Genomic DNA, 23,948 nt, shown 5'->3' on the forward strand with positions numbered 1-23,948 from the left:
CTCTTATGTAACTTCGGGCGTCTGGCGTAATGGTAGTTTTGCCTGTTCTACATCCGTAGATAATAGTTGCTAAAATGAATATGTAAATGCTTTCTTTTTTCATCATATAATTTCTGATTATCTTAAAATAGTTCCATCGTACACAGGCAGATTTTGCGTATGATACTTCGGCGGAATTCCATGTTTTATTTGGCCACGGTTGTTGGCATCAAGTTCAGCATCCTTGTTTAAAGATTTATCGAGATCATCTAGTTTTTCTTGCACGGCAGTGACTACAGAATTTATCGCATCGTCCTCAGATTTTACGAACGCTTTACTTCTGCTTTTCAAAAATTGTTTTTCAAACGTCCGTTGGGCATTTATCCGGGTCACTACAGATAAAAGAAAAAGTAGAATCGCTAAAAATTTAATCATAACTCTTATTTTAAAACCCTTAAAAGGATAACGGCGCTCATAACCTTCTGGCAGACAGTTGTAATGCCACTGGCCTCTTTTTTTCCATACAGCCACTATAAAAACCCAAAAAGCATATTCACGATAAATCAAAAGTGGCTGGCGAATCGCCAGCCACTTTTGATTTATCCATTAATTACATTATCATCTAATCGTCTTTCCTCTATTGCTTTCATAAGGTGACCTACTGTTAGTATCTTAATTTCTTTAGGCATAGGTATCATAGACGGCTCCGGATAGAAGTATTTCGTAAAATAAAAGTTACTAATATCTACACTATACTTTTTGCTAAATTCTACTATAAAATCTTCGCCATCATCTCCTGTTATACCAAGATCATTTTCCATTGAAGTTTCCATCGTAATCGGAATGTCCAAACCCCTTGATTGACTATGTATAAAAGCCACTAAATCATTAAATATTTCTTCTTTCATATTTCATTTTTTATCTGTTTAAAATACCAGTAGAACTTGATCCCGACATCATCTGCGTATTAACAAATCTAAATTGAGCTTCTACTGGCATCTTAGTAAATTTTTCATCATAAAACTGATAAACAGTTCTACTAACATCTATATAAAACATAATAGCAGAAGCCCTTCCCATAATTCTAGACCCCCATCTCCCCAAGAATCTGCCATAAGTACTAGCATATCTTCTGGACCCATTAACGGTATGAGTATAATCTTTTCTTACCTAAAAAATTAATGGGAGTCTTCCATTTACCTAATAGTCCAGAAAGAGTTGTTGTATACTTTGATGAGTTAGGTAATACAGGCCCAAACCAATTCTTAGGCACTGGTAAACTCATCAGCCCTGTACCATATACAAGTCCACGTATCCACCAAAAATTAAACCCATTGCTCGTATTATTAGTAGCAGGCGCTGTACCTGTTACTGTAACTGGTTTCAATTGAACAGGTTTACTTGTATCAAAACCAAAGGGATCAACAAAATTGACTGGATTATTTAGCACGTAAGCATAAGGGCTCATGTTATAATGTATTGGATATGCGCTTCCAGCTCGCCATCCAGGGCGCCCTCAAGAAACGCTTTTAGGTAAGGATGGCGTTAGCACGCCATCCTTACCTAAAAGCGTTTCTCCATTCTTCAAACGGCTAGCCGCTTGCTTCTTGAAGGCTTCGAAATCAAAGTTTTGTTTTTCCATATTGTGCTATCAGTTTAAAGTTAAAAAACTTTAAACTGACACACTTTATGTAATAGTCTCCGTTTTGTCAGGAAGCAGCTTTTCTTGCCTGTTTCATTATGAAATATTCGTAGTAAAAGCTTCCGCTACCAAAAGTCATATGCTTAGTGGTTTGCAAATTCGTTAAAAACGCAGTTGCACTATTAACACCATCCAATAACAGCTCCAGCATTGGAAGGCTTAAAAACCAGGTATCAATAAATGGCCTACCAACCCTGGGGTCATCGAGACCTATCGTTAGAAAATGTTCCGTGATATGCTGGCAACTTTTATTAAGGTTGAAAAACTTATTACGCACACCGGCAGAGAGCTGCAGTTCAGCTTTCGGTGTAAAGGTGACATCGATCAACAAAGACAAAAACCTATCCACAAAAACCTGATCCTGGAAACTATAGAAATCTTGATGGCTCAAAGCTATTTTCTCTATTTTTCGCCCTTCCCACAGTATTCGTTTTATAGTTCCGTCAGATTGCTCCAGGTCAATAAAGCCATAACTACGCAATCGTACCTCAATTTTACCTAGCTGTTCCTGAGCCTTTATTAGGGTTTCAGCTAAGTCGGTGATCACATGATGATCCAGTCCACTTTGTGCTTTTCTAGTCAACGGGCTTTTCTTCACCTCTATTAATATGATGGTATCTGTAGCTTCTACCAGTGCGTCACAATCACCTTCCACCTGCTTATTGTTCTTAAAATTCCCATGATGCACCTTCATCCCTTTTTGAACCAAGAGATGTCTTACATGTTTTTCCAAATGTATGCCTATCTGTCGATCTGCACCAGTAACAATCCTTTTTATCAAGCCGTACATCACCTCAAAAAAACCGGGGGCGCTCCAGTTTCTGTCGTACATAAGATATGTTTCCGGAGAAATTTCTATCAAAGGCTTTAAATATACATTTACTTTTTGCTGATCATGAAGCCTTACAAATCCCAAATTAACCTGCGACGGATCATGGGAAAGTTCCTTTAAAATCCTGTTTGTAACTTCAACAGATACCTTGGCTCCGGCAGACCGATGGACAACATCTGCACGTTTCAGTTCAACAGGGCCATGACTACTTGCCACCATTCTTTCTATRATGTCCGCCACTTGCAAATACTCAAGTAGGCTAAACCCGTAATAAGAAGGTAGCATTTTTATTTCCGGCCATGAAAGCAATGCTCTTACCAAATTCAACTCTCTGCGTATCTGGCTTTGCACAAAGCCAAAAGAAATATCAAATACAGCCATGTGTGTAATAAAACCTATCATAGCAGAAAGCCTGAGAAAAGGAACCTCCCACACACTACTCCGTTGCCCACCTTGGATAATTAACAAATCCGCAGCTATATCGATAATTTGCTCCAAATTATCGCTGACAAAAGCTGGATCTAGTGCCTTCTCTACAACATAGGGATATTTGGCCGCCAGATTCAGGATATAACCATGCGGAACAACCAAGCGAGTCTGGTACGGAGGACCAGTAAATGGATGCAGAAAAACGTATCTATCCAGCTGATTTATCCGATAATTTTCTAGTTGATAAAGACTTCTAAATATGTAGCTCATAACTGTAACACCACCCACATTAGCAATCAATTCTTCTATATATGCCACCACCTGATCTAAACCTTCCTTAATTTCCATTTGCTCACCTTCCAAGGAAATAACACAGCCACGCGTTACTAGTCTCTTTGCGGCCTGTCCTCTATCAAAGTAGTTACTATGACGTTCTATCAGTTTCTTCCCCTCATCATCTGTGCCGTTGATGAGGATATAATCTTTCGCCAACATAATGGCCGTTCGTATACCCTGCTCAGGTAGCTGACACCCTATATGGTCAACACAGATAGCCCAAGTCTGGGTTATACTGATATAAATATCATTGTTGTAGCCATCAAGAATTGCCTCATACACATATTCAGCCGTAAGATCCCATCGGTTTAGCACCCCTGAAGGTGAGCTAAGTGATACTTGCAGGATATTTTTGATACGCCCTGTTATACTCTTGGTGACATCCAACCAATTAATAGAAGCAGTATCGAACGGACCGTAAATCTTGCTAGCCAGCTCCAAATCATTGAYGCCCAAACCAGTCAAACTACCCTGAACTTCGACTATCAAGGGTTTCAATACTTCTCTTGTTATTTCCATATTGCTACATGCATAACCATATGCAATGGTGTTCAAATTAATTACCAATGCCAATTTATTACCTAGATAAGATACTTGGTGAAGCTGCATTTTATCTTTAAATTTCCTCCTCATTGAATACTTGAAGAATAATCGATATTGCTTCAGTTACTCTTTCTTTAATCATTGTAATATACTTCATGTAATAAATGAAATCACTTTTTCACTTTGGATGTTGATTCTATTACTCTTTGCTCTTGCATTTTAATATTCAATAAGCTGCAAATCTTTTGTTTTTTATCGAATGTAACATCATACATATGTAAATAATCCATTACCAAGTTTTGAAGGGTTGAAAACCCTAGAGGATTCTTTTCATTTTCACTTTTTAATGCTTCAATTGTCAAAGTAGGAAAACCATTATAATGGGCAAGTTCTATTCCTGCTTTAATTATTTTAATTGAATTAAAAGGATACTTATTCTCAATATCATCGAACGTTTTTGATAGTTTATCGCTTCCAATCGAATTAATAATATTCTTCAAAACGCCAAAGGTTGATGAAGAACATAGCATAAATACATAATTCTTTGTTATATTCTGAACTTCAATCTTATTCAAGTTCTTTTTTATAAATCTCTTGTGAATTATACTCTTTACATGTTCAACTAGCTCCTTTTCACTTCCCTTCAACATTGAAAAATGGAAAGTCAATGTTCTCAAGCCTAAAAGAAAAGTTTCCTCAGCCAGCTGTAATTTTTCACTTCCAATTAATTCTCCCCAATTCTTTTTTGTTATCAATCCTAAAATAGAGATGGTCCGCATTGCTTTCGTTAAATATGCAAGGACATCAATCGAGTTTAAATCTTCGTTAAGGTCATAATCATTATCTTCTTTTTTATTTATCTCAAATTCTCTTTCAGCAGCTTCTAAGGCTTCTTTTTCTTGTAAATCTTCTTGTCTTGCATCGTCTACATCTAGGTCGTTATAAACTAGCTCTGGCAAAGACGATTGAAGGTTATTTATAAAATCAACATCACTTTCTAAGCGAGCAAAATCGGAGGTTGAAAATATCTCTTTTGATTTCTCTATAAGTTTATCTATTATGTACGAATTCTTCGACAAATGGGTTAAAAAAAGTATTATGTTAGAATACTCATCTCGATACACTCTTTCAGCCATTTTATTGATACTATCCTTTATGTTCGCATTTTCGATATTATCGGAAAGATATTTTGCGACAAAAAAATAGTATATATATTTATACGTAACAGAGATGTTATTATCTATAGAAACATTTAGAATTCTTCCTTTCTTAAGTACCTCTAAAATTGCAGTTATATTAAGGGATTCAAGATTATACTTATCTTCATGAGACTTCAAAAATTTCCTAAAACTTTCAAAGGCAATTGGAGAAAATCGAATTTTACTCTCGAAAAGAAAAAAGAAATATTCTTTGCAAAGACCAAGGTAAAATCCGAGATCCTCCTTATCATCAAGTGACTTTCTTAAATAACTCTTTATGAGCATTTCATAATAATAAGCATGCAAGCTATTTTGACTTGATTCCTGCTGCCCGCTTTCCATTGCTTGTAGTATAGACAAAATATAAATTGGATATGCGGGTATTAAATTCTTTCCAATGATTGTCGAAATGTTATCTTCTGCATTATCAACCATCTTAAAGAAATCATTTCTCTCTCCATTATCTAAATAATCTTTCCCTAATCTGTACCATTTAACAATGATTTCGTTTCTGAGAGTAGGCCCAAACTCACATATTATATATCTATCAAAAGAATCAAACGGTTCAACTATTTCATTTTTCTTATCTGTGAAAGATTCTATTTGCATTAGCTCGTCTCCAACAAATATGATAAAATTAAACAATTTGACGAAATTGCTAATTAATACAGGCTTTCCTGTTTTATACTTAAACCTATGTAAGTCATCCACCATTAAGACTACCTTACTAAAGTCCAATTCCTCATACTTTGAATCAAGTTCATCATATTGAGCAGAAAATTGTTTTAGAATAATTAAGCTCAACTTATCAATTGCAACTTCATTTATACTTAATCCTGAAATGTAAATAGGATAAAGCCCCTGATTATAATATTTTAAAAAATAATATTTTAATAGTGCTGTTTTCCCTGACCCTTCAGCACCAAAAATGACTTTATACATTTCTTTTTGACCATCTTTAATCAAAAGGGCATCCGAAGCATTAACGAACTTCATGAATTTTGTCTTTTTCTCACTAGTAATTGTTACATCGTTGAAAAAAGGCGGAATGTATAAGTCCCCTAGCTTAATTTCATCGACACTGCTATGAATGTATGAAGCTCCAGGATTTTGAATGTCACCGTAAAACTCTTTTTTTATCTGAAATGCTTTTGACTTTAACTTCTTCTCTTTATGAATGATAGCCGTTTCTTCTTTTTTCAACTCATAATTAATACCGTTGTAAGAATAATTCTTTATCTCCAACTTTAAACTATTCAAGTCGATATTAATTAGATTAAACGCGCTCACTTGTGGTCTGTATGTCTCTTGCAAGGCTCCCGATTCAATATGTATAGTTTCATATTCATTTGCTAAATCAGAAAACGTTGAAGTTCTGTCGCTATGCTCATGTCCGGAGATTATTATATCTGAAGTTCTAGCCAGTGCATCTCGGAATTGCTTCGAACTTTCAAGAGTTTGCCAGTTGAATGGATGATGGACAATTGAGATACTTAAGTCATTTTGAACTACAGGAATTTTATCATATAAATGTTCTATAGGAAATCCCATTGTTCCAATTGTTTCTCTTAATCTCGAATGCCAGGACGAATTATAGCAATTGAATTTTATTATTTTTCCTCCTACATCAAATGTTTTAATTGTTAATAACTTGTTATCAAAGACAATATCTCCATTTTTTTTCTTCCCCTTAATGAATTCAAAATAATGCTTTTGGGGCTCACAACATAAGTCAATTGCTTCATTCGTAAGTTCCTCAAACCCATTTTGAGAAAACTCTTTTAATAAAACCCCTCTAATTTTCTCTTTATTTTCATCAAAATCACAATCATGATTCCCTGGAACAAATATTAAATATGTGAGTAGGGAAGTATAATCCTTGATGGACGTGTATAAATCGTTATAAAATTGTTTAGCTACTTTGTACTCACTTTCTTTACCTGAATAGGCAATATCGCCGCTTGTCACTATAAACAAAGCATCTTTTGATTTCAATTCGTTTTTAATGGAATCGAAGATCTTTTTATTCCTATTTGAAACAACATTCTTGTTAGCTGCGAAATGAATATCGCTTAAATGGATAAACGAAATTTCCATAAATTATGAGTATTTTAAGGTGAGAATGTCGATGATAAAATAGTTGTGATGATAAAGTAACACTTCAAGTTCTTCGCTAATACTTAAATGGAACTGCAGCCTTAAACTTGAGTAAAAACCATAAACACTGAATATAAAGATTAACCGAAATCAAAGCCAAATAAATTACAACTCCGATAAGTACTGTCGCAGTATATAGCAGTATATAGCCGAATAAAATAAAAATATTGTGCAGGGAAACATCTGGCTATTACATCTAAAGTCTCGTATTATGAAGTGCAGAAAATTCTTGATGGCAGAAAAAGAAACTACTGACTAAACCCATGGCTGATGACATACTATCACTGCCATATGTTTATTATGCTGATTATTGCATCGGCGACCTCCTCGGGGGATTTATCAGTAACATCAATCACTGCGCCGGCATTTTTGTACAGACTTCTCCTAGCTTCATTGTACTCAGTATTGATAAACCCCTCTATTTCTTGATGATATTTTTGTCTATTTCCTCTATCATAAATTATTTTGGAATCTCCTACTAATGCTAGAAGATTCTTAGTCTGATACCAACCGTGACTAAGAGGTAGATTAATGGACCCTGCGCCAACTACAATTATTGAATTAGAAGGAGCATCGCTTTCAATTTCTTCGATACTTACTTTTGATAATTGAAAGAATTGCTCATCGCCTATTTGCGTGAGGTAACCAGAAAGGGATTTGACGCCGATTTTTGCTTTTAAAAATTCATCAAGGTCAATGACATTGATGTTACTTTTCTGTGCGACAATGCCACAAGCAGTGGTTTTACCTACACCACTAGGGCCTATTAAAAGAAAAATAGCCATGCTTTTTTTTGTTTAATATCATCTAAATCTCTATAGTTCAACAAAAGATTATTTTAGGATTTGCCGAAAATGAAATTCTACAAATTTAAAATCGATACACACATGAATTTATTATTATATTTCAATATCATTCCAAGTCTTAACACCTGGTTTTTCAATGACCACTGAAGATATCAGTGACTAACATTACTGCTATTTCAAATATTTAATACCTCCTCCATCATAGACATATTGCTACTAAAAAGCTAAATGAAAAATTAAATCAAATAGTACATATTACTAAAGTCGTCTTCGACGGTATATACCAATTGACGGAACTATCCTTAATATAAGACCTCTATTCTATAAAGTACACAACTAAAGGATCAATGATACTATTAGACGAAGGCTTTTATGTAATAATAATTATTTTGATTCCTGTTTTCGATGCCGAAAGATGTAGATTCGTGAAAATAGTTCGCTCTTTGTCAAACCACATGTACCCAATCGCCAAACGCGATCTTTATAGAGTTAGAGCAAAAAAAGGAGGCCTGCGCAATGCGCAGGCCTCCAAATATTCCAGTGATCCCCTTGCTAGTAGAACGTATCTTCCTAATAGCTTGTAGAGTCAGTGTCTGATGGTTATGAACCTTTTTTTTGCTAAACTCATTATTGACCTGTTACATCTATGATATACAAGAACAATGAGGATAAGAAAGTCTAAGCTGCAAATAGCCACGACATAATCTCATAGCAAGGATTAAGTCGTGACTATTCTAGCTAAAAGCCAATTGAGCATAATATATCCATTCCTTACTTCGCCTCTACCGCACCCACCATAATTGAGTCAAACTTCTCAGCAATCACTCTCGGATCAATCCCCTCCGCGAACTCACTAACCAAATAATGCCGCTCATCATCCGGTGCTAAACGCCACAAATTCGTCCCGTCTTCAAAAATATGGTTATATCCTCGTCCCTCCAGTTTGAAATAGGGTTGCCACCCTCTAACAGCCACATAAACAGCAATGATGTCGGCGCTGTGGTGCCAGTTCCTATGCCAGCCATCAAGGTACAATTTGTACGCATGCGCCATCGGGGTGTGCTTATACTTTTCATTGAAAAAAATCTTTCCTGTAGGCACACTGTCCGCGAATGGGCCACCTCCGGTGAAATAAATGTGGGTGGGCCATGCTGCAGCCACATGTTGGGTGGAGGCCGGATCCGTCTTGAAATTCCCCCAGGGCGTTGGATCCAGGTCTGCCGGGTATCTGCCTCCCATGCATACGAGGTGCTTTACTTTCTTTTTCACCAGGTCAATACCTTTCAATTCGCTGAACTGATCTGCTTGGGTGTCCAGCAGTTTAGAAAGATTGGTTAGGTCACCTACCGTCACCACCACCACGCTGCTATCGGGTTGCGATGATAATATCTTCCGGTACAGCATCGTTGCTTCCGGCATGTCCTCTCCTGGTTTGACGTCGGGTTTAAATTCCTCGCAAATCCTGCGTGCATATTTGGATTTATTGTACACGCCAAATCGCTGTACGGCGCCAATAGGAATATCCGGCCGGCCGAAATAAGTGTTGATCACATCCACTACTCCGGGCGACCATGGATTGAGACTGGATACCGTAACCGCCAGTATTTCCGCTTCCCCGAGATGGGCGAAACCATGGAGCATCGCCAGGGCACCTACGTCATCCACGTCGGAATCCATATCCGTATCGAAAATAATTTTTACGCGTTGCGCTAAAGTTAGATGACATAGCAACAGGCTGATGATCAACAATCCGAAATGTTTCATTTGTTTTATTTGTTTAACAACGAAAAAGCCGTCCCAATTAATTACGGGACGGCTTCTCTCTCTTTAGATTTTAATAACCTGGAATGTCTTTGCCTCACTTTCTCCTTCCAGCTTCAACCAATAGGTACCCGCTGCTAATGAGCTGATGTCTTTGCTGACCTGTCTATCTCCTTTCTGTATATTCCATTGTCGCAGTACGTTACCGCGTATATCCAATAAGGTGAGTCGTTTGTAGGTCATACCGCGCAGGTCAATGGTCAGCTGCCCACTGGTGGGATTGGGATAAATAACGGGCGCTTTGGCATCCGTTGCTGCCACCGGATACTCTGGCTTACTGTACGCCATACGGGCGGGCGATGGGTTTACTGCACAGTTATCAATACTGAACCAGTTAAACTTCAATGTGCCGGACAGTATATGCACGCCTGTAAAATTGAGGGCGGGCAGCCTGATGGTATCAGTAATCGTCATCCATACCCCTCCGGTGGACGGAATGCTGATGGTATCAAATTTAAAGGTGCTATGGCCTATCCATATTTTAGCTGGCGCATTGGTCAGCACCCGGAAGCTGATATTATACCTGCCGGCAACTGGAACATTCAGGTTGTTGTAAGTAAACCAGTTGCTGGCTTTCAGGTTAGTGAAGTCCTGTCCGCCGCCGGTATCGGTGCAGGGTTCCAGCACCAGGCCGGGGGCCTGAGTGGAAGCGCTTTCTGCTTCGTATTTGTTATTAACGCTACAGGTAAAATCCACTGTTACCGGAGTAGTACCAGATATAGTGTTTCCGCTTGCCGTTAGGGTAAATGTGCCGGGCGTTCCACCTGCCGTGAAAATGCCGTTGGTATCGATGGCATTTCCTGCGCCGGTAACACTCCAGGTGGGCTTAAAGGTAAAGGGCGTGTTACGCTGGTCATAGCCTTTGGCGGTGAATTGTTGCGATGCGTTCAAAGGCACTGTTGCCGAATCCGGCGTAATCGCAATGCGGGTCAGCACGGGCGGAGTCACTACATGCACGATAGACGTATCTGCCTTGGTTCCTAATGTTGCTGTCACCAGGTAATCGCCTGCAACATTGCCCGTAAACAGGCCGCTGGCATTGATGCTGCCGCCAGTGGATACAGACCAGACCGGTGATACAGGTAACAGGCTGCTGTCCTGGGCATAACCCGTGGCAGAAAACTGCTGCACCTGCCCTATGGTGATGGTCGCGCTATCAGGTTTTATGATCATGCGCGATAGCTGGACGGAGTCTGCTCGAATAATGCTCAGCCAGTTGAAATTCCAGCCATCCTTATTGGCAGCAATCCGGATGGTTTGCTGACCTTGCTCCAATCGTATAGGCGCTGACGTGACGGTGATCCATTTCTGCCATCCGCCGCTTGCTGGCAGGTTTACTGTCTGCAGGGTGGTGCTGTCCCGTTGTATTTTCAGACTGGAAGCGCCGCTTACTGCCACGCGGAACTGTATCCGGTAGGTATCGCAACGGGGTACATTGATGTCGTATTCAAACCAGGTGCTGGCGCCTATATAGCTCACATCTACCCCGCCACCTGCATCTGAAGTGGGTTCTGTGCAGCATGCGTTACCGTTATCAAAGGCCTCTGCCTGTATTTTTGCCGGTATGTCCTTGTAATTGCCTGTTCGATAGGTTACAAAGGCAACGCCTGTCCTGGTAGTGGTATCTACAGTAGCCGTGGCGGTTACCTTCCCTGAATTGTTCAGGGTGGCCAGACCGCCGGCTGTAATGCTGTTGCCGGCGCCTGTGATATTCCACAGGGGTGTAATAGCCATGGCGTATCCGTTCTGATCAAAGGCCTTGGCGGTATATTGCTGCTGTTTTCCGGGCAGGAAGGACAAGTCAGCCGGTGTAACCATAATGGTGTCCAGCACAGGGGTGCCCACGCCTTTCTGGTAGATACGCGCGTAGTCTACCGACATACTATCGGGCCAGTCCGCATCCACAATGGAACCACCCATTCCCCCGCCAATGGCCAGGTTCAGAATGAGGTGGAACTTCTGATCAAAGGGCCAGTCTTTCCAGTCTGTATGTGGATTGGCGTAAGACAGGATCTGCGTGCTGTCGTATATGAACCGGATAGTATCCGGCGCCCATTCCATGGCGTACACGTGATACACGGTGTCGGCATCCATCAGCTTTTTGCTGTTGGATACCCCTCCGCCATTGGTCCAGTTGTGGTTCTGTGTATGAACAGTCGACAATACCGTACCAAAGTTGTTGCCCACATGTTCCATCACGTCCAGCTCTCCGCTTTTGGGCCATCCACCATATACGCTACTGGTAGGCATAAGCCAGATGGCGGGCCAGGAGCCATGTGCACGGGGTAGCTTTGCCCTTACCTCCACTTTGCCGTAAAGGAAATCAAATTTGCCCTGCGTGATAAGCCGGGCAGATGACCAGGGTTCTGCGCTGTTTCCTGTAGGGAAATCTTTCTTTCCGGTGATCACCAAGCGACCATTTCTCACGCGGGCATTGTCATGGGTAGTATCTGTGTATACCTGTTGCTCGCCGTTGATCCAGCCTTTGGGACGCGGGTCTACTRTCMACTTGCTGCGATCAGGTTGTCCATCTGTGTTGAACTCGTCCGCAAACATCAACGTCCAACTGGGATTACCTTCAAACAGCACATTTCCTTTTGCCGTGTAGGTGGTAACGTTAGCCGTGGCTACCTCCTGGCCAGCCACGGTAAGTTTCAGGGTAGTCCTGGAATAGTTGGCCGGGGAATTACCGCTGAGCGTAATGGTGGCAGTGCTGTCATTTATCCGCTGTACCTGGCTGATAGCAACGCCGGCGGGCAGGTTGGGCGCCACCCAGTTGGAGGTTGTCAGCGTGGGACTGAATACGCCTCCTTTCACTTGTGCAGTGAGCACTGCCCCATTTTCATGGCCCATCAGGATGCTCGTATCCTTTAAAACAAGGGCAGTGGGATTGGGCGCTTGTAGCAGGTCAAAATACAGGATGCCGTTGGCCTTCTTTCCATCAATGAACTGTATGGAAATCGTGTTGAAATCCGTTCTGTTCTTAACGCTGGCGAAGTTGTAGGTGGCCTCCTCCCAGTGGTTCACACGGGAGGGCTTGAAGGTGAAGAAAACGGCCTTGCTGTAATTGGTGCCGGGCTGCAGTTTAAACATGATCTCGTCCAGTGTGCTGCTGTATACGAGCATTTTAAAGGTACTGCTCACGGAAAGGTTAAAGGAATCCCTCAGCTGACAGGTGGCGCTCATGTATTCGAAGCAGCTGGTGTCTTTGGTAAATTTGGCCACCAGCGGACTAATATTCAGGCCGGAGGGATTGGGATTGGGCACACCAAATTCCACTTTGCCGGTGGTGGTATTGCCCGCAAAATAGGTCCATTTGCCGGAGCAGGGGCCGTGGCCTTCCATGTCGTCCAGCAGCAGGAATTGCGCATGGAGCTTGCCGCACAGCAGCAGAAATAGCGGCAACAATAGTAGCAGGAATTTTTTCATCAGGTGGCACCTGATAGGTAGCCGCAGGACGGCACCTTGCAAAGAAAGTCCTTCGCGAACATTTGATTTTGGTTTGCTTGCTTTCATAACATTTTATTTGGGTGGAATTGCCCAGTGCAACCGATTGCTGCACTGGTTGCATGTTTGGTATCAGGTGATTTAACGAAAGAAAAAGAATAGGAGCTTTGTTCGTCTATAGGTCATAAATCAGGCATCACCGGTACATCTGCACCGGGGTTCCTGGGTTGCCAATTTGAGATCGTTTTGATAGTTCTAAATCAGGCGATGCTATGATGTTATTCAAACGTGAAATACAGTTTTCGTGAGATGCTCATTTTTTCAACAGACGCGCAAGTGTTCATTTAGGACCTATAGGAAGAAAAACTTTTTTTATACCCGCAGCGGCTACCGTATGAGTGCGGGAAACAGAAATCGGGCTATTTTACTTCAAATCAACTTTCCATCTGAGTCGCTTTGTATGTTGCCGGACGATCCGAAAAACAAAAAAAGCACATAAAATTAAAAAATGATTGTATTTTCCGGTGTACCGGAGAAGCAAAATTATCGAGTGAGCAATGCAAATGATAAATCATGCGGCCGGCCCTATGCACATAATAAAAAAAAGAAAACATTTTATAACAATCAAAAAACAGGTTGTCAAAGACCATATGTTTCTTAGCCTACATTCAAATTACGCTGTTCAATGATGAAAAATATCCCAAGATTAGTACTCCTGCTGATTATCTTATTTCATTACAAAGCCAACGCACAAAATAGCTCGATCCGGGGAACCGTGACAGACAGCAGCCTGAAAGCCCCTCTGCGGAATGCCGTAGTGGTATTGTTGCAGGCAAAGGATTCATTTATCATCGCCAGTACAAGGGTGGGGAAAGATGGGGAGTTCAGCTTTCAACAACTCGCAGATACTGCCACCTATGTTTTATACTTTTCCTATCCGAAGTATGCCAGTTATTCCTACCGGTTAAATATGAAAAATGCTGGTAATAAGATAGCAGAGATGAACAATATTTATCTCATCCCCAAAAGCAGACTACTACGTGAAGTAATCGTAAAATCGCAGGTAGCCGCCATCAGGATCAATGGTGACACCACCGAGTATAATGCGGGTAGTTTTAAAGTGCAACCCAATGCATCAGTGGAAGAGTTGCTAAGACAGCTACCCGGGTTGCAGGTAGACCAATTTGGTAACATCACCGCACAGGGACAAAAAGTGAAAAAGGTATTGGTAGACGGAGAAGAATTTTTCAGCGATGACCCCACACTGGTAACGCGCAACCTGCGGGCAGACATGATCGACAAAGTACAGGTATACGATAAGAAGTCGGACGCCGCAGCTTTTACCGGTATAGAAGATGGGGTAAAAGACAAAACCATCAACTTGAAAATTAAAGAAGATAAAAACCATGGGGTATTTGGAAAAGTAGAGGCCGGCGTCGGTACAGATGAACGGTACAATGCTCAGGGAATGATTAACGCTTTTAAAGGTAAAAGAAGAATGTCTGCCTACGCTACCACCGGTAACATAGGAAGGTCCGGTCTGGGAACGGCAGATAAAGAAAAAATGGGGGCTGATGAAGAAGGCAGCGGAAACTATTCCGGTAAAGGATTGCCAACCATTACCTCGGGTGGCTTTCACTATGATAAAAAATGGAATACTGATAAAACCTCTTTCAATGGTAATTATAAATTCAACGGGCAGCAGGTCGTAGGGTCGGAATCTACTACCTCACAGAATAACCTGCCTTCCGGCATTATTTTAAGTAATTCCAATAACAACTTTAAAAATAATAGCACTGACAACAAATTAAATGCGAGATATAGTTACAAGCTCGACTCCTCAGCTACCTTTACGATTTATACAGACGGCACACGCTATAATAATAAAAGCTCCAATAATAGCTTTACACAAAACAGGCGGGGCGATTCCAGTCTGATATATAATAATGACAAATCCAGCACCAATAATTATGACTTCAACAGCTATAATCTCAACCTGTCCTGGGAAAAACAACTGAGGAAGAAGGGGCGCACCATTGCTGTGTATTTGAACAATAACTTTTCAAATGATGCCACTAATGGCGAAAACATTTCTAACAGCACTTTTTATGACGCAGCGAGTCATGCAGATAGCACCGCATTACTGCATTTGCGCAGAAAAATGAATGATGACTGGCGTACATTGAACCTCAATGCTATTTATACGGAGCCGCTTACTAAAAAGTTGTCGATGATTGTCAACTATGACCTGTATAACGAATCAGCGCATGATGATAAACGTTCGTACAATCTTGGCAATAACCAGGATATAAAAATGATTGACACGGCTTTTAGTACTAAAATGAATTCGACTACCTGGGGAAATCAGGGTGGATTATCATTAAATTATGCTACCAAAAAGGTGGTGCTGAAAGTAGGCAACAACGTTAAGTTTGTTCAGATGAATATGGAAAGTGTCTATAGTGCCGTGAAGCTAAATAAACAGTTTGTAAACCTGAATCCCAATCTTAATTTCAACTATAAGTTCAGCAATTTTGAAGCATTGAGTTTTAGTTACAACGGGAACAGCAATAACCCGGGGCGTTCGCAGATGCTTCCTTTTAATTTTGATAACGGTCAGCTCACTACCCTGCTGCCCAATACAGCGTTGAAGAATAGTTTTACCAATGATTTCACCGCCAGGTACAATGCTGCAAAAGTAGCTTCCCAGGTGTATTATGGGGGATCGGCTGGTTATACGCTGGTGTCAAATCCAATTACCCAATCGATCAGTGTAGATCCCGCAGGTGCATATACGTACCAAAACGTGAATATGGAGGGCTATGCCAATCGTAATTATTATGTAAATACCTACTACTCGAAGAAGATCACCCTGATTGATATGCAGGCCGCTGCCGCACTGGGACTAAATGGCGGAAAATCCTTTAGCCCAATCAACGGCGTTATCAACCAGCTGAACTATAATACGTATACTTTGACACTGCAGGCGTATAAATCGAAGCTCCAGAAATATACCTTCTATCTGACGGCAAGTGGAGGACACACCAACAATACCTCTTCGCTTCAACCAACCTCTAAAAACAGCTATTTCTTCTATACACTGAACCCTTCTCTTGACATTTATTTTCTGAAGAAATTCCAGCTCCATACAGATGCCAACTATCTCTGGCAGCAGAAAACACAGGCATTCAACGATAATTTCAGGCGCACGATCTGGAATGCCTGGATAGGGCGCAACTTTTTCAGCAAGGACCAGCTAACACTGAAAATTTCCTGCAATGATATCCTGAACGAAAATAACGGCTATGCCCGCACTGCTACCAACATGTTTTTTTCAGAAAACCGCTACACCACCATTCAGCGTTACTTTATGATGGGTGCTACCTGGAATTTCACAAAATTTAATAGTATTAAACAGTGAGAAAGATCATTCATATTCTTGGAATCATCCTGATGACAAGCTACTTCCCTGCTACCGCCCAGCTGGCGGTGTTTACCAATAGCGGGAAAATAAAGTTTGAGCGGAAAGTCAATACGTTTGCAGCGATGCCAATTTTTCTAAAAGAAACCGGGACCATGCCGGGTGATCAGTTGACTACCTTTATGCAGCAATACAGGAATACTGCGCCCCAGTTCTGGACCGATAGCTTTGAGTTATATTTTAACGGAGAGCAGAGTTTTTATCAGCCGGTTAATCCCGATATCAACTATTCCCAAACCTTCCAGATACCGGTAGCTTATAAGAATAAGGTGTATAGCAATTTTTCCACTGGTATGGCTCTTACGGAAAAGCAGGCTTTTGAGCAGGTGTTTTTTATTAAAGATGCGGTTAAAAGCCTTAAATGGAAGTTGACAGAAGAAACCCGGGAAATTGCCGGTTATGAATGCCATCGTGCAAATGCCGTGTTGTTTGATTCTATCTATATCGTTGCATTTTATACCGATGAAATTCCCGCCCGCGGAGGTCCGGAGTCTTTCAATGGATTACCCGGGATGATTTTAGGCATCGCTATACCGCATCAGCATATTACTATTTTTGCTCAAAGCGTTACCAGTATGGATACAGGGCCGGAGAAATGGAAAATTCCCGCATCTGAAAAAAATACCCCTATCAATAACAAGGACTTCAATAACAAGACGGCAAAAATGCTGAAGCAATTTAATTTAACTTCTCCATGGGTGCAGTTTTTCATGGATCTGTAGGAAAACTACAAATTTGATTATGCCTCCCGTTTGGGAGGCATAAGTTCCCCTTTTGATGAGAAAATCTGAGGACCATTGTACAAGCTTAACCAGGTACCACCTAAATCCTCCCACCGGAATAGATAGCGTTGCCACATACATTCATCCTGGATAGCATACGCCGTAAAATCATCCTTTCTATCGATTTATCGGGCTTCAGGCCCTCAAAAGATAGCTAACCCACTTCACTGTTCATTTTCTTACCAAATGTTAATTGCGGTACGCCCGTTCTTCTTGTCCTTTGTATAAAATTACAGACAATGAACAATATACTCCTGCTATTACATTTGCTTGCCGTGATTGTTTTCTTAGGCAACATCATTACTGAAATCCGCTGGTTACATCAGGCATCAAAAACAAAAAACAAAGAAATAATCCGCTTTGCCATTACGGGGATAATAAAAGGTGATAAAATCTTCACACTCCCCTGCGTATTGCTCATTACAGTAACCGGAAGCTTCGTGTACAACCATCTTTCTATGGCAGAAAATCACTGGCTACTCTTTGCATTGATGTCATACATCGTTTCGGGCATCGTTTATACAGTTAAAGTGGCCCCTTTGCAAAAAAAGATACATCACATCGTTTCTGGTACATCACCAACACTCCCTGATGATTACAAAAAGGCTTATGCTTCGTGGAATTTCTGGGGCTGGGCAGCTTTATTGACTTCCATACTGGCATTTACTCTGACAACAATTAGAATACCACATTAAAACTAAAATTATGAACAATAAAAAAGTATTACTGACCGGCATAACAGGTTTTTTGGGGTCGCATACCGCTATTCAGCTTTTGAACAAAGGTTATGAAGTGGTGGGAACATTGCGTAGCAGTGACAGAATAGATTCCATTCGGGACATTATAGGAAAACACACCGCAAACATCAACAACCTGACTTTCGCAGAAGCCGACCTCAACGACACTAATATCTGGCTGCAACTCACTAAAAACATAGATTACGTGCAGCATATTGCTTCACCTTTTCCAAGAGCGTTGCCCAAACACGAAGACGACCTTATCCTTCCTGCTAAGGAAGGAACATTAAACATACTGAAAGCGGCGGCTGCCAACAACGTAAAGCGGGTGGTGATGGTATCTTCCTTAGCGGCCGTTGTTTACGGGAAGACCAAAAACGAACTGAACAAAGTTTTCAACGAAAACGATTGGACAGACGAAACCAGCAAAAAAGATACAACACCCTATTTCAAAAGCAAAGCGATTGCCGAAAAGGCTGCGTGGGCATTCATGAAACAAAACAATTCCGGTTTGGAATTAACTACTGTTTTGCCTGGAGCGATGCTAGGAACTGTTTTAGAAAAAGACTTTGGTACATCTGCCAATATAGTCATCAAAATTTTAGACGGCAGTTCACCCGCATTACCAAAAATCGGGTTTGATATCGTGGATGTTCGTTCCGTTGCCGACCTGTTAATCAGGGCAATGGAAATGCCACAAGCCGCAGGAAAAAGATATATCGCATCTTCGGGTTACCTGACTTTTAAGGAAGTAGCACTTATTTTAAAACAACATTACCCGGACAGAAAGATACCTACTTCGGAACTTCCTAACTTCGCGGTAAGATTGTTTTCAAATTTTGATGCTTCATTAAAACCTATCCTGATTGAGTTGGGAGTAAAAAGAAAAACCGATATTAGCAAAGCACGAAAAGAATTGCAATGGCAGCCCTTGCCAGCACAGGAAGCAGTAATAGCATGTGCAACAAGTGTTTTTGAAAACGGAATAGTCAAATAAATGGAAAAATTGAAATCGGTATTGGGTTTTGGCGGCATTCTTTCCAGGGATGACATTGCGCATGTTGCTGATCAATTTAGAAATAAAAAGCTAAAGGCAAATGAACACTTTCAGCAGTTTCACGAAATTGTTAAAGAAATTGCCTTCGTGGAAAGCGGTATATTCAGGGTGTATGCAGCGGATCCCAGCGGAAATGAAGTAACCAAATATTTCATACGGGAAAACCAGTTCTTCGTGGATCTGGAAAGCTATTACACTGCAAAACCTGCAACAGACGCTCTTCAGGCAGTGGTTGATTCGGAGCTTTATACCATACACAAGTCGGTGATTGAAAAACTTAGCAGCGAAATACCCAACCTGTACATTTTTATCAAAACCGTCACCGAAGCCACTTTGATGAGCAAAATCAAAGACAACGATTTTTTGAATTTTGGGGATAGTAAAACAAAATATCTTGAATTTGTAAAACGCTATCCTAATTTGGCGCAGCATGTGCCGCAACAGTATATCGCATCTTATCTGAAAATCACGCCACAATCGTTAAGCAGAATAAGGAAAGAACTTGCAAAAGGTAAACCCGAAAAATAGTAACGGCTGGCCCGCTGATTTGCAATAAAGAGGCGCTCTCATTTTGAAGTGCCTCCAAAAGTTAAACACTTTGGGGCAATTCAAAATGAGACAGCCTTCTTTCGTTTACGTGTTTTTAGCACCCCTTTACGGCGTCACCTTCAATACACCTTTCATTACCATAAAATGACCCGGATAGGTACAGATGTATGGATAATCCCCCGGTTTTTCCGGGGCGGTAAAGTAGATCACATCCGTTGTTTTTGGCTGCAATAATAACGTGTGGAAAAGCACTTTTGAACTGGCAGGAATATAACTGGCCTGTTGCCCATTCAATCCCATTTTAGAGGCCAGCACTCCTACTTCATTACCAGCTCCCGGAGCAGTGAGTACAAAATTATGCAGCATGTCATCACTGTTCTGAAATGTGAGCTTTATCCTGGCGCCGGCTTTCACGCTCAATGCGGTAATATTAAATTGTAAACCTGGTTTGGTAGTAAGGTTGATGGCCGTCACAACAGCGCCCTTCCAGCTTGCCGGCTGTTTGGTCAGGTGTTTCACACTACTGACAGCAACAGGAGCAACAGCGCTGGCACCCGCCATATGCATATGCATGTGGTTCATTTCCTGGCTCACTTTATTGGCGGCAGTGATCTCCAGGCGCTGACCATCCGGTATCTGATTAAGCGTATAGTAACCATAGTTGTGCAATAAGCTATTGTTGTCTTCCGACACAACGCCTTCCGCCCTTATTTCATGGATATATCCCGCTCTAAGGCTATCCAATACCAGTCTTACACGCATATGATCCGGCGATACTTCAATAGCTTTCAAAGGACAATTGCCTTGGTTAATAACCGGGCTGCCATAGTTGTGGTGATATTGGTAGGTGAACGTGCTTACTTTGTAGGAAGCAGCATCCCTGGCAATTTTTTCATCAACTGGTTGGGTGAAAGTAATTTCAAATCCATCTGGTTGTGCGGTGACTGTTTTCATTTCAAAAGGAATCTTCTTATTCCATACCAGGCGTTGCAAGCCAAACAATCCGCCGCCGGTAGCACTCCAACCGCGGGCGGTCATTCCTACAAACATACTGCCGTCTGTCCCCCAGCACATCCGGAGTATCCCGGAAGAAAAACCCTCTCTGAAAGGAAATACAATCCCCTGGTAAGTGCCCTTTACTTTTTCGAGATACACGCGCATGATCTTACTCTGCCCCTGGTCGCCAACAAACAGTTGTCCGTTGAACGGCCCCATGTTAGTATCATTTTCATCACTCAGTATACCAGAAGTGGAAACACCGAGGATGGAGTGTGGAAACCATACGGAAGGCGTTTTAAGATGAGGTACCCGTTTCGCCACCTCGTATTTTGGCTCATTGGTATCTGGTATATCTTCTTTACGCAGGGAAACTGTAGATCCTGGTAACCCGGACCATACCAGACTGGCGGGATTACCCAGGAAGTCGCCTTTCTCTACATGGGTGATACTGCCAGAGCCTACCCAGTCGCCTTGGTTTTCCGCATAAAACATATCGCCTTTGTTGTTCAGCGCAAAGCCTGCCGGTGACCGCATTCCTGCAGCAAAAGGTGTCAGCTTCCCGTCATCGGATATCTGCACCATCCAACCATGCCATTTGGAAAGACTTTCCCCATGATCTCCCACCCAGGCAAGGTTCAGGTTTACCATCATATTACCGTCTTTATCAAGCACAGGCCCATAAGAATACTCATGATAGTTGCCCTCTAACGGCCAGCTATACACGGTTTCATATACGTCTGCTTCTCCATCACCGTCTTCATCATGCAGGCGTGTCAGTTCACTGCGTTGCGTGAGATAAAGGTCTCCTTTGATATAGTTCAGGCCCAGCGCTTCATGCAATCCCTGTGCATACAAACGGTAATGTGGTGGCTGACCGTTTTTCCCGTAAGGGTTGGTGATGATCCATACTTCGCCCTGACGGGTAGATACCGCTAATGCGTCGTTGGGAAGCAATGCCATACCGCCCACTTCCAGGGCAATGTTTTGAGGTATGGGTACTGTATTGATCGTATAGAAGTCCTCCTCTTTCTGCGATTTCACCACATCCTTTTGTTGCTGTGCCGTTGCTATCATTATCCCCGACATACCAATGGTGCAGCATATCCAGTATTTTAGCTGGAGTGATATATTTTTCTGAAAAAAAATGTTCATGTAAAAAAAATTACCAGATGATGGAATAAGTAATGGGATCTTTAGACCCTGAAACGGGGACAAGTATTTCCTGTTGATTGCCCGATTGCCTGATGAGTGGTTTAAAATGTTTCTCTATACGGATGTAATAAGATTTTCCGTCAATAGCATACAGTCCATCTTCCAGGGCATCAATATGTGGCGCCACAGCCACCCTGCAGTAAAGACCTGCCGGCGCACTGATAACGGTAATATCCCTTACCAGCGAGGTGCCGTCTGGATTAGCCGCTACCTTGTCTGCTACGGAGATGCCATTTATCAAATAATTGAACGTAGGATTACGGCCTTCATCCAGCACGTAGCCTTTGTTTTGCAGGTCATCAAAAGATACAGCAGCAGGCCAGGGGGTATTTATATCAGGTAACACGGCCAGCGAAGGAGCACCTGATAACTTCGTCACACTTCCTATGGGAACAGCGAGTTGCGGTTCACCTCTGTCGTGCCACATTTCCGTTACATCCACGAAATTCCCTCTCCACATTTCCAAAAGGGCTCCCTGTTTCAGGTCATACGCATAGTTTAGCTGCGAAGGATACCCCACCGAAATGACGTGCRTGCGTTTTTTCCCTTCGTAGTTAAAGAAGCTCCTGAGGAGATATGGGCGATTCTGAGGGGTGATGATGATCGGGTTATCGAAACGGCGCTGTTGTTCTGTGCCGGCTACCGGCGCATTCAACGGGCGATAACGGATATTACGGAAGGCAATGTTGCCATGGTCACCCTGCAACATTAAAGGCCCGGTTGTTTTCTCATCTTCAAACATAGCCGAACGCGTAGGCCCGGTCACGGTAGCCTGTTGTTGTACCAGGGAGCCGTTCAGGTATACCTCTTCAAATCGTGCATTGACGGTTTTTTCGCCCGCCTGGTTGAACCTGGGCGCACGGAATTTCACAGACAGGTGTTGCCATAGTCCCGGAGCTCTGGACGCATTCGTTAACGGGGCAATGCCCTCATGTCCCTTCTGCTGCGCCTCATTAAAGCGTTGGTAAATACCGCCACAATCTGCAAAGGAAGGCGTTGTCTTTGTCCAACTGTCAAACAACTGCACTTCATATCTTCCTTCCAGGTATACACCTGAATTGGCATCTTTTGCCATCATGAAGTCAAGCTCCAGTTCAATGTCCCCCCATTCTTCCTTTGTTATCAACTGGCTGTTGCTGTTCTTGCCTGTAATGTTCACGGCCACGCCTTCTCCGGAAGCCGGCTTCATTTCGCCCGGTTTGGTCAGGTTTGCAATGGCATCGCCGGCGATATGCCAGTTGTCGCCGGGGGCCCTGAAAGATTCCCAGTTGTTTAAAGGAACAGCCACCCAATTATTGTTGACCGTTTGGGCGTTGCTGTCCGATGACCAGGCAATAGCAGCCAGTATACAAACAGGCCATTTTCTAAAACTGCTCATAGTTATTGTTAAAATGTGAATGATAGATAATTATGTGTCATTAAGACATTTAATAAACAGGATATGCAAGACAAGATACAAAACAAATGATTCTATAGTAGTGCATCCCCCCGGTTGGTACAGGAAAATTGAACAATCCAGGCATGGAACAGGTAACTTGCATGATGCCACAACTGCGCCAGAGCATTCAATCCAATTGGCAACAGCATCTTAAATAATAAAATTTTGCTTATTCACATCTAAAAAAATATATTGAAACTTCATTTTCCGGCTTTCGTCCAGCACGCAATTATCACTTTCCTCCGGCTGTTACGCCCATCTTCCTTATTAGCCGCAAAGTAGATACCCTAAGCAAAAAAAGGTGCATCAAAATTTGCAAGTCCATATGCTTTTTTTGCATGATCATGAACTTTCGTACTTCGTCTACTTACCTCTTTTGAGATATAGCAACTATAGCTCATCAATAACCTCCTCTGGTAAAGCAGATAAGCCCAAAAACAAA

Annotated in this window: 15 protein-coding genes and 1 pseudogene; 5 read left to right on the forward strand and 11 right to left on the reverse strand. The window is 41.8% G+C overall.

All coding sequences use genetic code 11. From position 1 onward, the window contains the following. Positions 1-117: 117 nt before the first annotated feature. From AC1DP6_RS15765 to AC1DP6_RS15805, 9 genes and pseudogenes are all read right to left on the reverse strand, one after another. The gene (locus tag AC1DP6_RS15765) at positions 118-414 is read right to left on the reverse strand and encodes a hypothetical protein (RefSeq protein WP_477055678.1); all 297 of its coding nucleotides are present in this window, start codon (positions 412-414) and stop codon (positions 118-120) included. A gap of 164 nt (positions 415-578) precedes the next feature. Beyond that, the gene (locus tag AC1DP6_RS15770; RefSeq protein ID WP_477055679.1) at positions 579-887 is read right to left on the reverse strand and encodes a DUF1493 family protein; all 309 of its coding nucleotides are present in this window, start codon (positions 885-887) and stop codon (positions 579-581) included. A gap of 233 nt (positions 888-1,120) precedes the next feature. Further along, positions 1,121-1,447 (reverse strand): hypothetical protein, encoded by a 327-nt coding sequence (locus tag AC1DP6_RS15775; protein ID WP_477055680.1) that lies wholly within the window; start codon positions 1,445-1,447, stop codon positions 1,121-1,123. A gap of 11 nt (positions 1,448-1,458) precedes the next feature. Next, positions 1,459-1,621, reverse strand: a pseudogene (locus tag AC1DP6_RS15780) (IS256 family transposase); the annotation flags it as partial. A gap of 67 nt (positions 1,622-1,688) precedes the next feature. After that, positions 1,689-3,911, reverse strand: coding sequence for a hypothetical protein (locus AC1DP6_RS15785; protein ID WP_477055681.1), 2,223 nt, complete (start codon positions 3,909-3,911; stop codon positions 1,689-1,691). An 80-nt stretch (positions 3,912-3,991) separates the two neighbouring features. Continuing rightward, positions 3,992-7,117: a metallophosphoesterase gene (locus AC1DP6_RS15790; RefSeq protein ID WP_477055682.1), complete on the reverse strand. Its 3,126-nt coding sequence runs from the start codon at positions 7,115-7,117 to the stop codon at positions 3,992-3,994. A gap of 341 nt (positions 7,118-7,458) precedes the next feature. Further along, the gene (locus AC1DP6_RS15795) at positions 7,459-7,962 is read right to left on the reverse strand and encodes a shikimate kinase (RefSeq protein WP_477055683.1); all 504 of its coding nucleotides are present in this window, start codon (positions 7,960-7,962) and stop codon (positions 7,459-7,461) included. Between the two features lie 792 nt (positions 7,963-8,754). Continuing rightward, on the reverse strand, positions 8,755-9,747 hold the full coding sequence (locus AC1DP6_RS15800) for a nucleoside hydrolase (RefSeq protein WP_477055684.1): 993 nt from the start codon (positions 9,745-9,747) through the stop codon (positions 8,755-8,757). Between the two features lie 63 nt (positions 9,748-9,810). Then, positions 9,811-13,320 carry a carbohydrate-binding protein gene (locus AC1DP6_RS15805; protein ID WP_477055685.1) on the reverse strand — a complete coding sequence of 1,170 codons (3,510 nt, stop codon included), beginning with the start codon at positions 13,318-13,320 and terminating at the stop codon, positions 9,811-9,813. A 616-nt stretch (positions 13,321-13,936) separates the two neighbouring features. On the opposite strand from AC1DP6_RS15805, the gene AC1DP6_RS15810 reads away from it, so the two are divergent. The 5 genes from AC1DP6_RS15810 (at position 13,937) to AC1DP6_RS15830 (ending at position 19,836) form a co-directional block, all read left to right on the forward strand. After that, entirely contained in the window at positions 13,937-16,672 is a 2,736-nt protein-coding gene (locus tag AC1DP6_RS15810; RefSeq protein WP_477055686.1) for an outer membrane beta-barrel protein, read from the forward strand. Then, positions 16,669-17,454, forward strand: a complete 786-nt coding sequence (locus AC1DP6_RS15815; protein ID WP_477055687.1) for a GLPGLI family protein — start codon at positions 16,669-16,671, stop codon at positions 17,452-17,454. The genes AC1DP6_RS15810 and AC1DP6_RS15815 overlap by 4 nt, the downstream gene beginning before the upstream one ends. A gap of 299 nt (positions 17,455-17,753) precedes the next feature. Continuing rightward, a complete protein-coding gene (locus AC1DP6_RS15820) occupies positions 17,754-18,209 on the forward strand; it encodes a DUF2269 family protein (RefSeq protein ID WP_477055688.1) in 456 nt (151 codons plus the stop codon). Positions 18,210-18,219: 10 nt separating this feature from the next. Then, positions 18,220-19,248, forward strand: a complete 1,029-nt coding sequence (locus tag AC1DP6_RS15825; RefSeq protein ID WP_477055689.1) for an SDR family oxidoreductase — start codon at positions 18,220-18,222, stop codon at positions 19,246-19,248. Then, positions 19,249-19,836: a Crp/Fnr family transcriptional regulator gene (locus AC1DP6_RS15830; protein WP_477055690.1), complete on the forward strand. Its 588-nt coding sequence runs from the start codon at positions 19,249-19,251 to the stop codon at positions 19,834-19,836. Positions 19,837-19,962: 126 nt separating this feature from the next. On the opposite strand, the gene AC1DP6_RS15835 is transcribed toward AC1DP6_RS15830, so the two are convergent. Together AC1DP6_RS15835 and AC1DP6_RS15840 are read right to left on the reverse strand one after the other, a co-directional pair. Continuing rightward, positions 19,963-22,008 carry a plastocyanin/azurin family copper-binding protein gene (locus AC1DP6_RS15835; RefSeq protein ID WP_477055691.1) on the reverse strand — a complete coding sequence of 682 codons (2,046 nt, stop codon included), beginning with the start codon at positions 22,006-22,008 and terminating at the stop codon, positions 19,963-19,965. Positions 22,009-22,018: 10 nt separating this feature from the next. Beyond that, positions 22,019-23,446, reverse strand: a complete 1,428-nt coding sequence (locus AC1DP6_RS15840; RefSeq protein WP_477055692.1) for a 3-keto-disaccharide hydrolase — start codon at positions 23,444-23,446, stop codon at positions 22,019-22,021. Positions 23,447-23,948: the final 502 nt, after the last annotated feature.

This window comes from Chitinophaga sp. 01L420 (assembly GCF_056399985.1).

What these genes read in the sequence shown, in the direction of transcription:
- AC1DP6_RS15795 (WP_477055683.1), bottom strand. Translation starts at nt 7,962, where the DNA reads ATGGCTATTTTTCTTTTAATAGGCCCTAGTGGTGTAGGTAAAACCACT.
- AC1DP6_RS15800 (WP_477055684.1), bottom strand. Translation starts at nt 9,747, where the DNA reads ATGAAACATTTCGGATTGTTGATCATCAGCCTGTTGCTATGTCATCTA.
- AC1DP6_RS15835 (WP_477055691.1), bottom strand. Translation starts at nt 22,008, where the DNA reads ATGAACATTTTTTTTCAGAAAAATATATCACTCCAGCTAAAATACTGG.
- AC1DP6_RS15810 (WP_477055686.1), top strand. Translation starts at nt 13,937, where the DNA reads ATGATGAAAAATATCCCAAGATTAGTACTCCTGCTGATTATCTTATTT.
- AC1DP6_RS15765 (WP_477055678.1), bottom strand. Translation starts at nt 414, where the DNA reads ATGATTAAATTTTTAGCGATTCTACTTTTTCTTTTATCTGTAGTGACC.
- AC1DP6_RS15820 (WP_477055688.1), top strand. Translation starts at nt 17,754, where the DNA reads ATGAACAATATACTCCTGCTATTACATTTGCTTGCCGTGATTGTTTTC.
- AC1DP6_RS15775 (WP_477055680.1), bottom strand. Translation starts at nt 1,447, where the DNA reads ATGAGCCCTTATGCTTACGTGCTAAATAATCCAGTCAATTTTGTTGAT.
- AC1DP6_RS15770 (WP_477055679.1), bottom strand. Translation starts at nt 887, where the DNA reads ATGAAAGAAGAAATATTTAATGATTTAGTGGCTTTTATACATAGTCAA.
- AC1DP6_RS15830 (WP_477055690.1), top strand. Translation starts at nt 19,249, where the DNA reads ATGGAAAAATTGAAATCGGTATTGGGTTTTGGCGGCATTCTTTCCAGG.
- AC1DP6_RS15825 (WP_477055689.1), top strand. Translation starts at nt 18,220, where the DNA reads ATGAACAATAAAAAAGTATTACTGACCGGCATAACAGGTTTTTTGGGG.
- AC1DP6_RS15790 (WP_477055682.1), bottom strand. Translation starts at nt 7,117, where the DNA reads ATGGAAATTTCGTTTATCCATTTAAGCGATATTCATTTCGCAGCTAAC.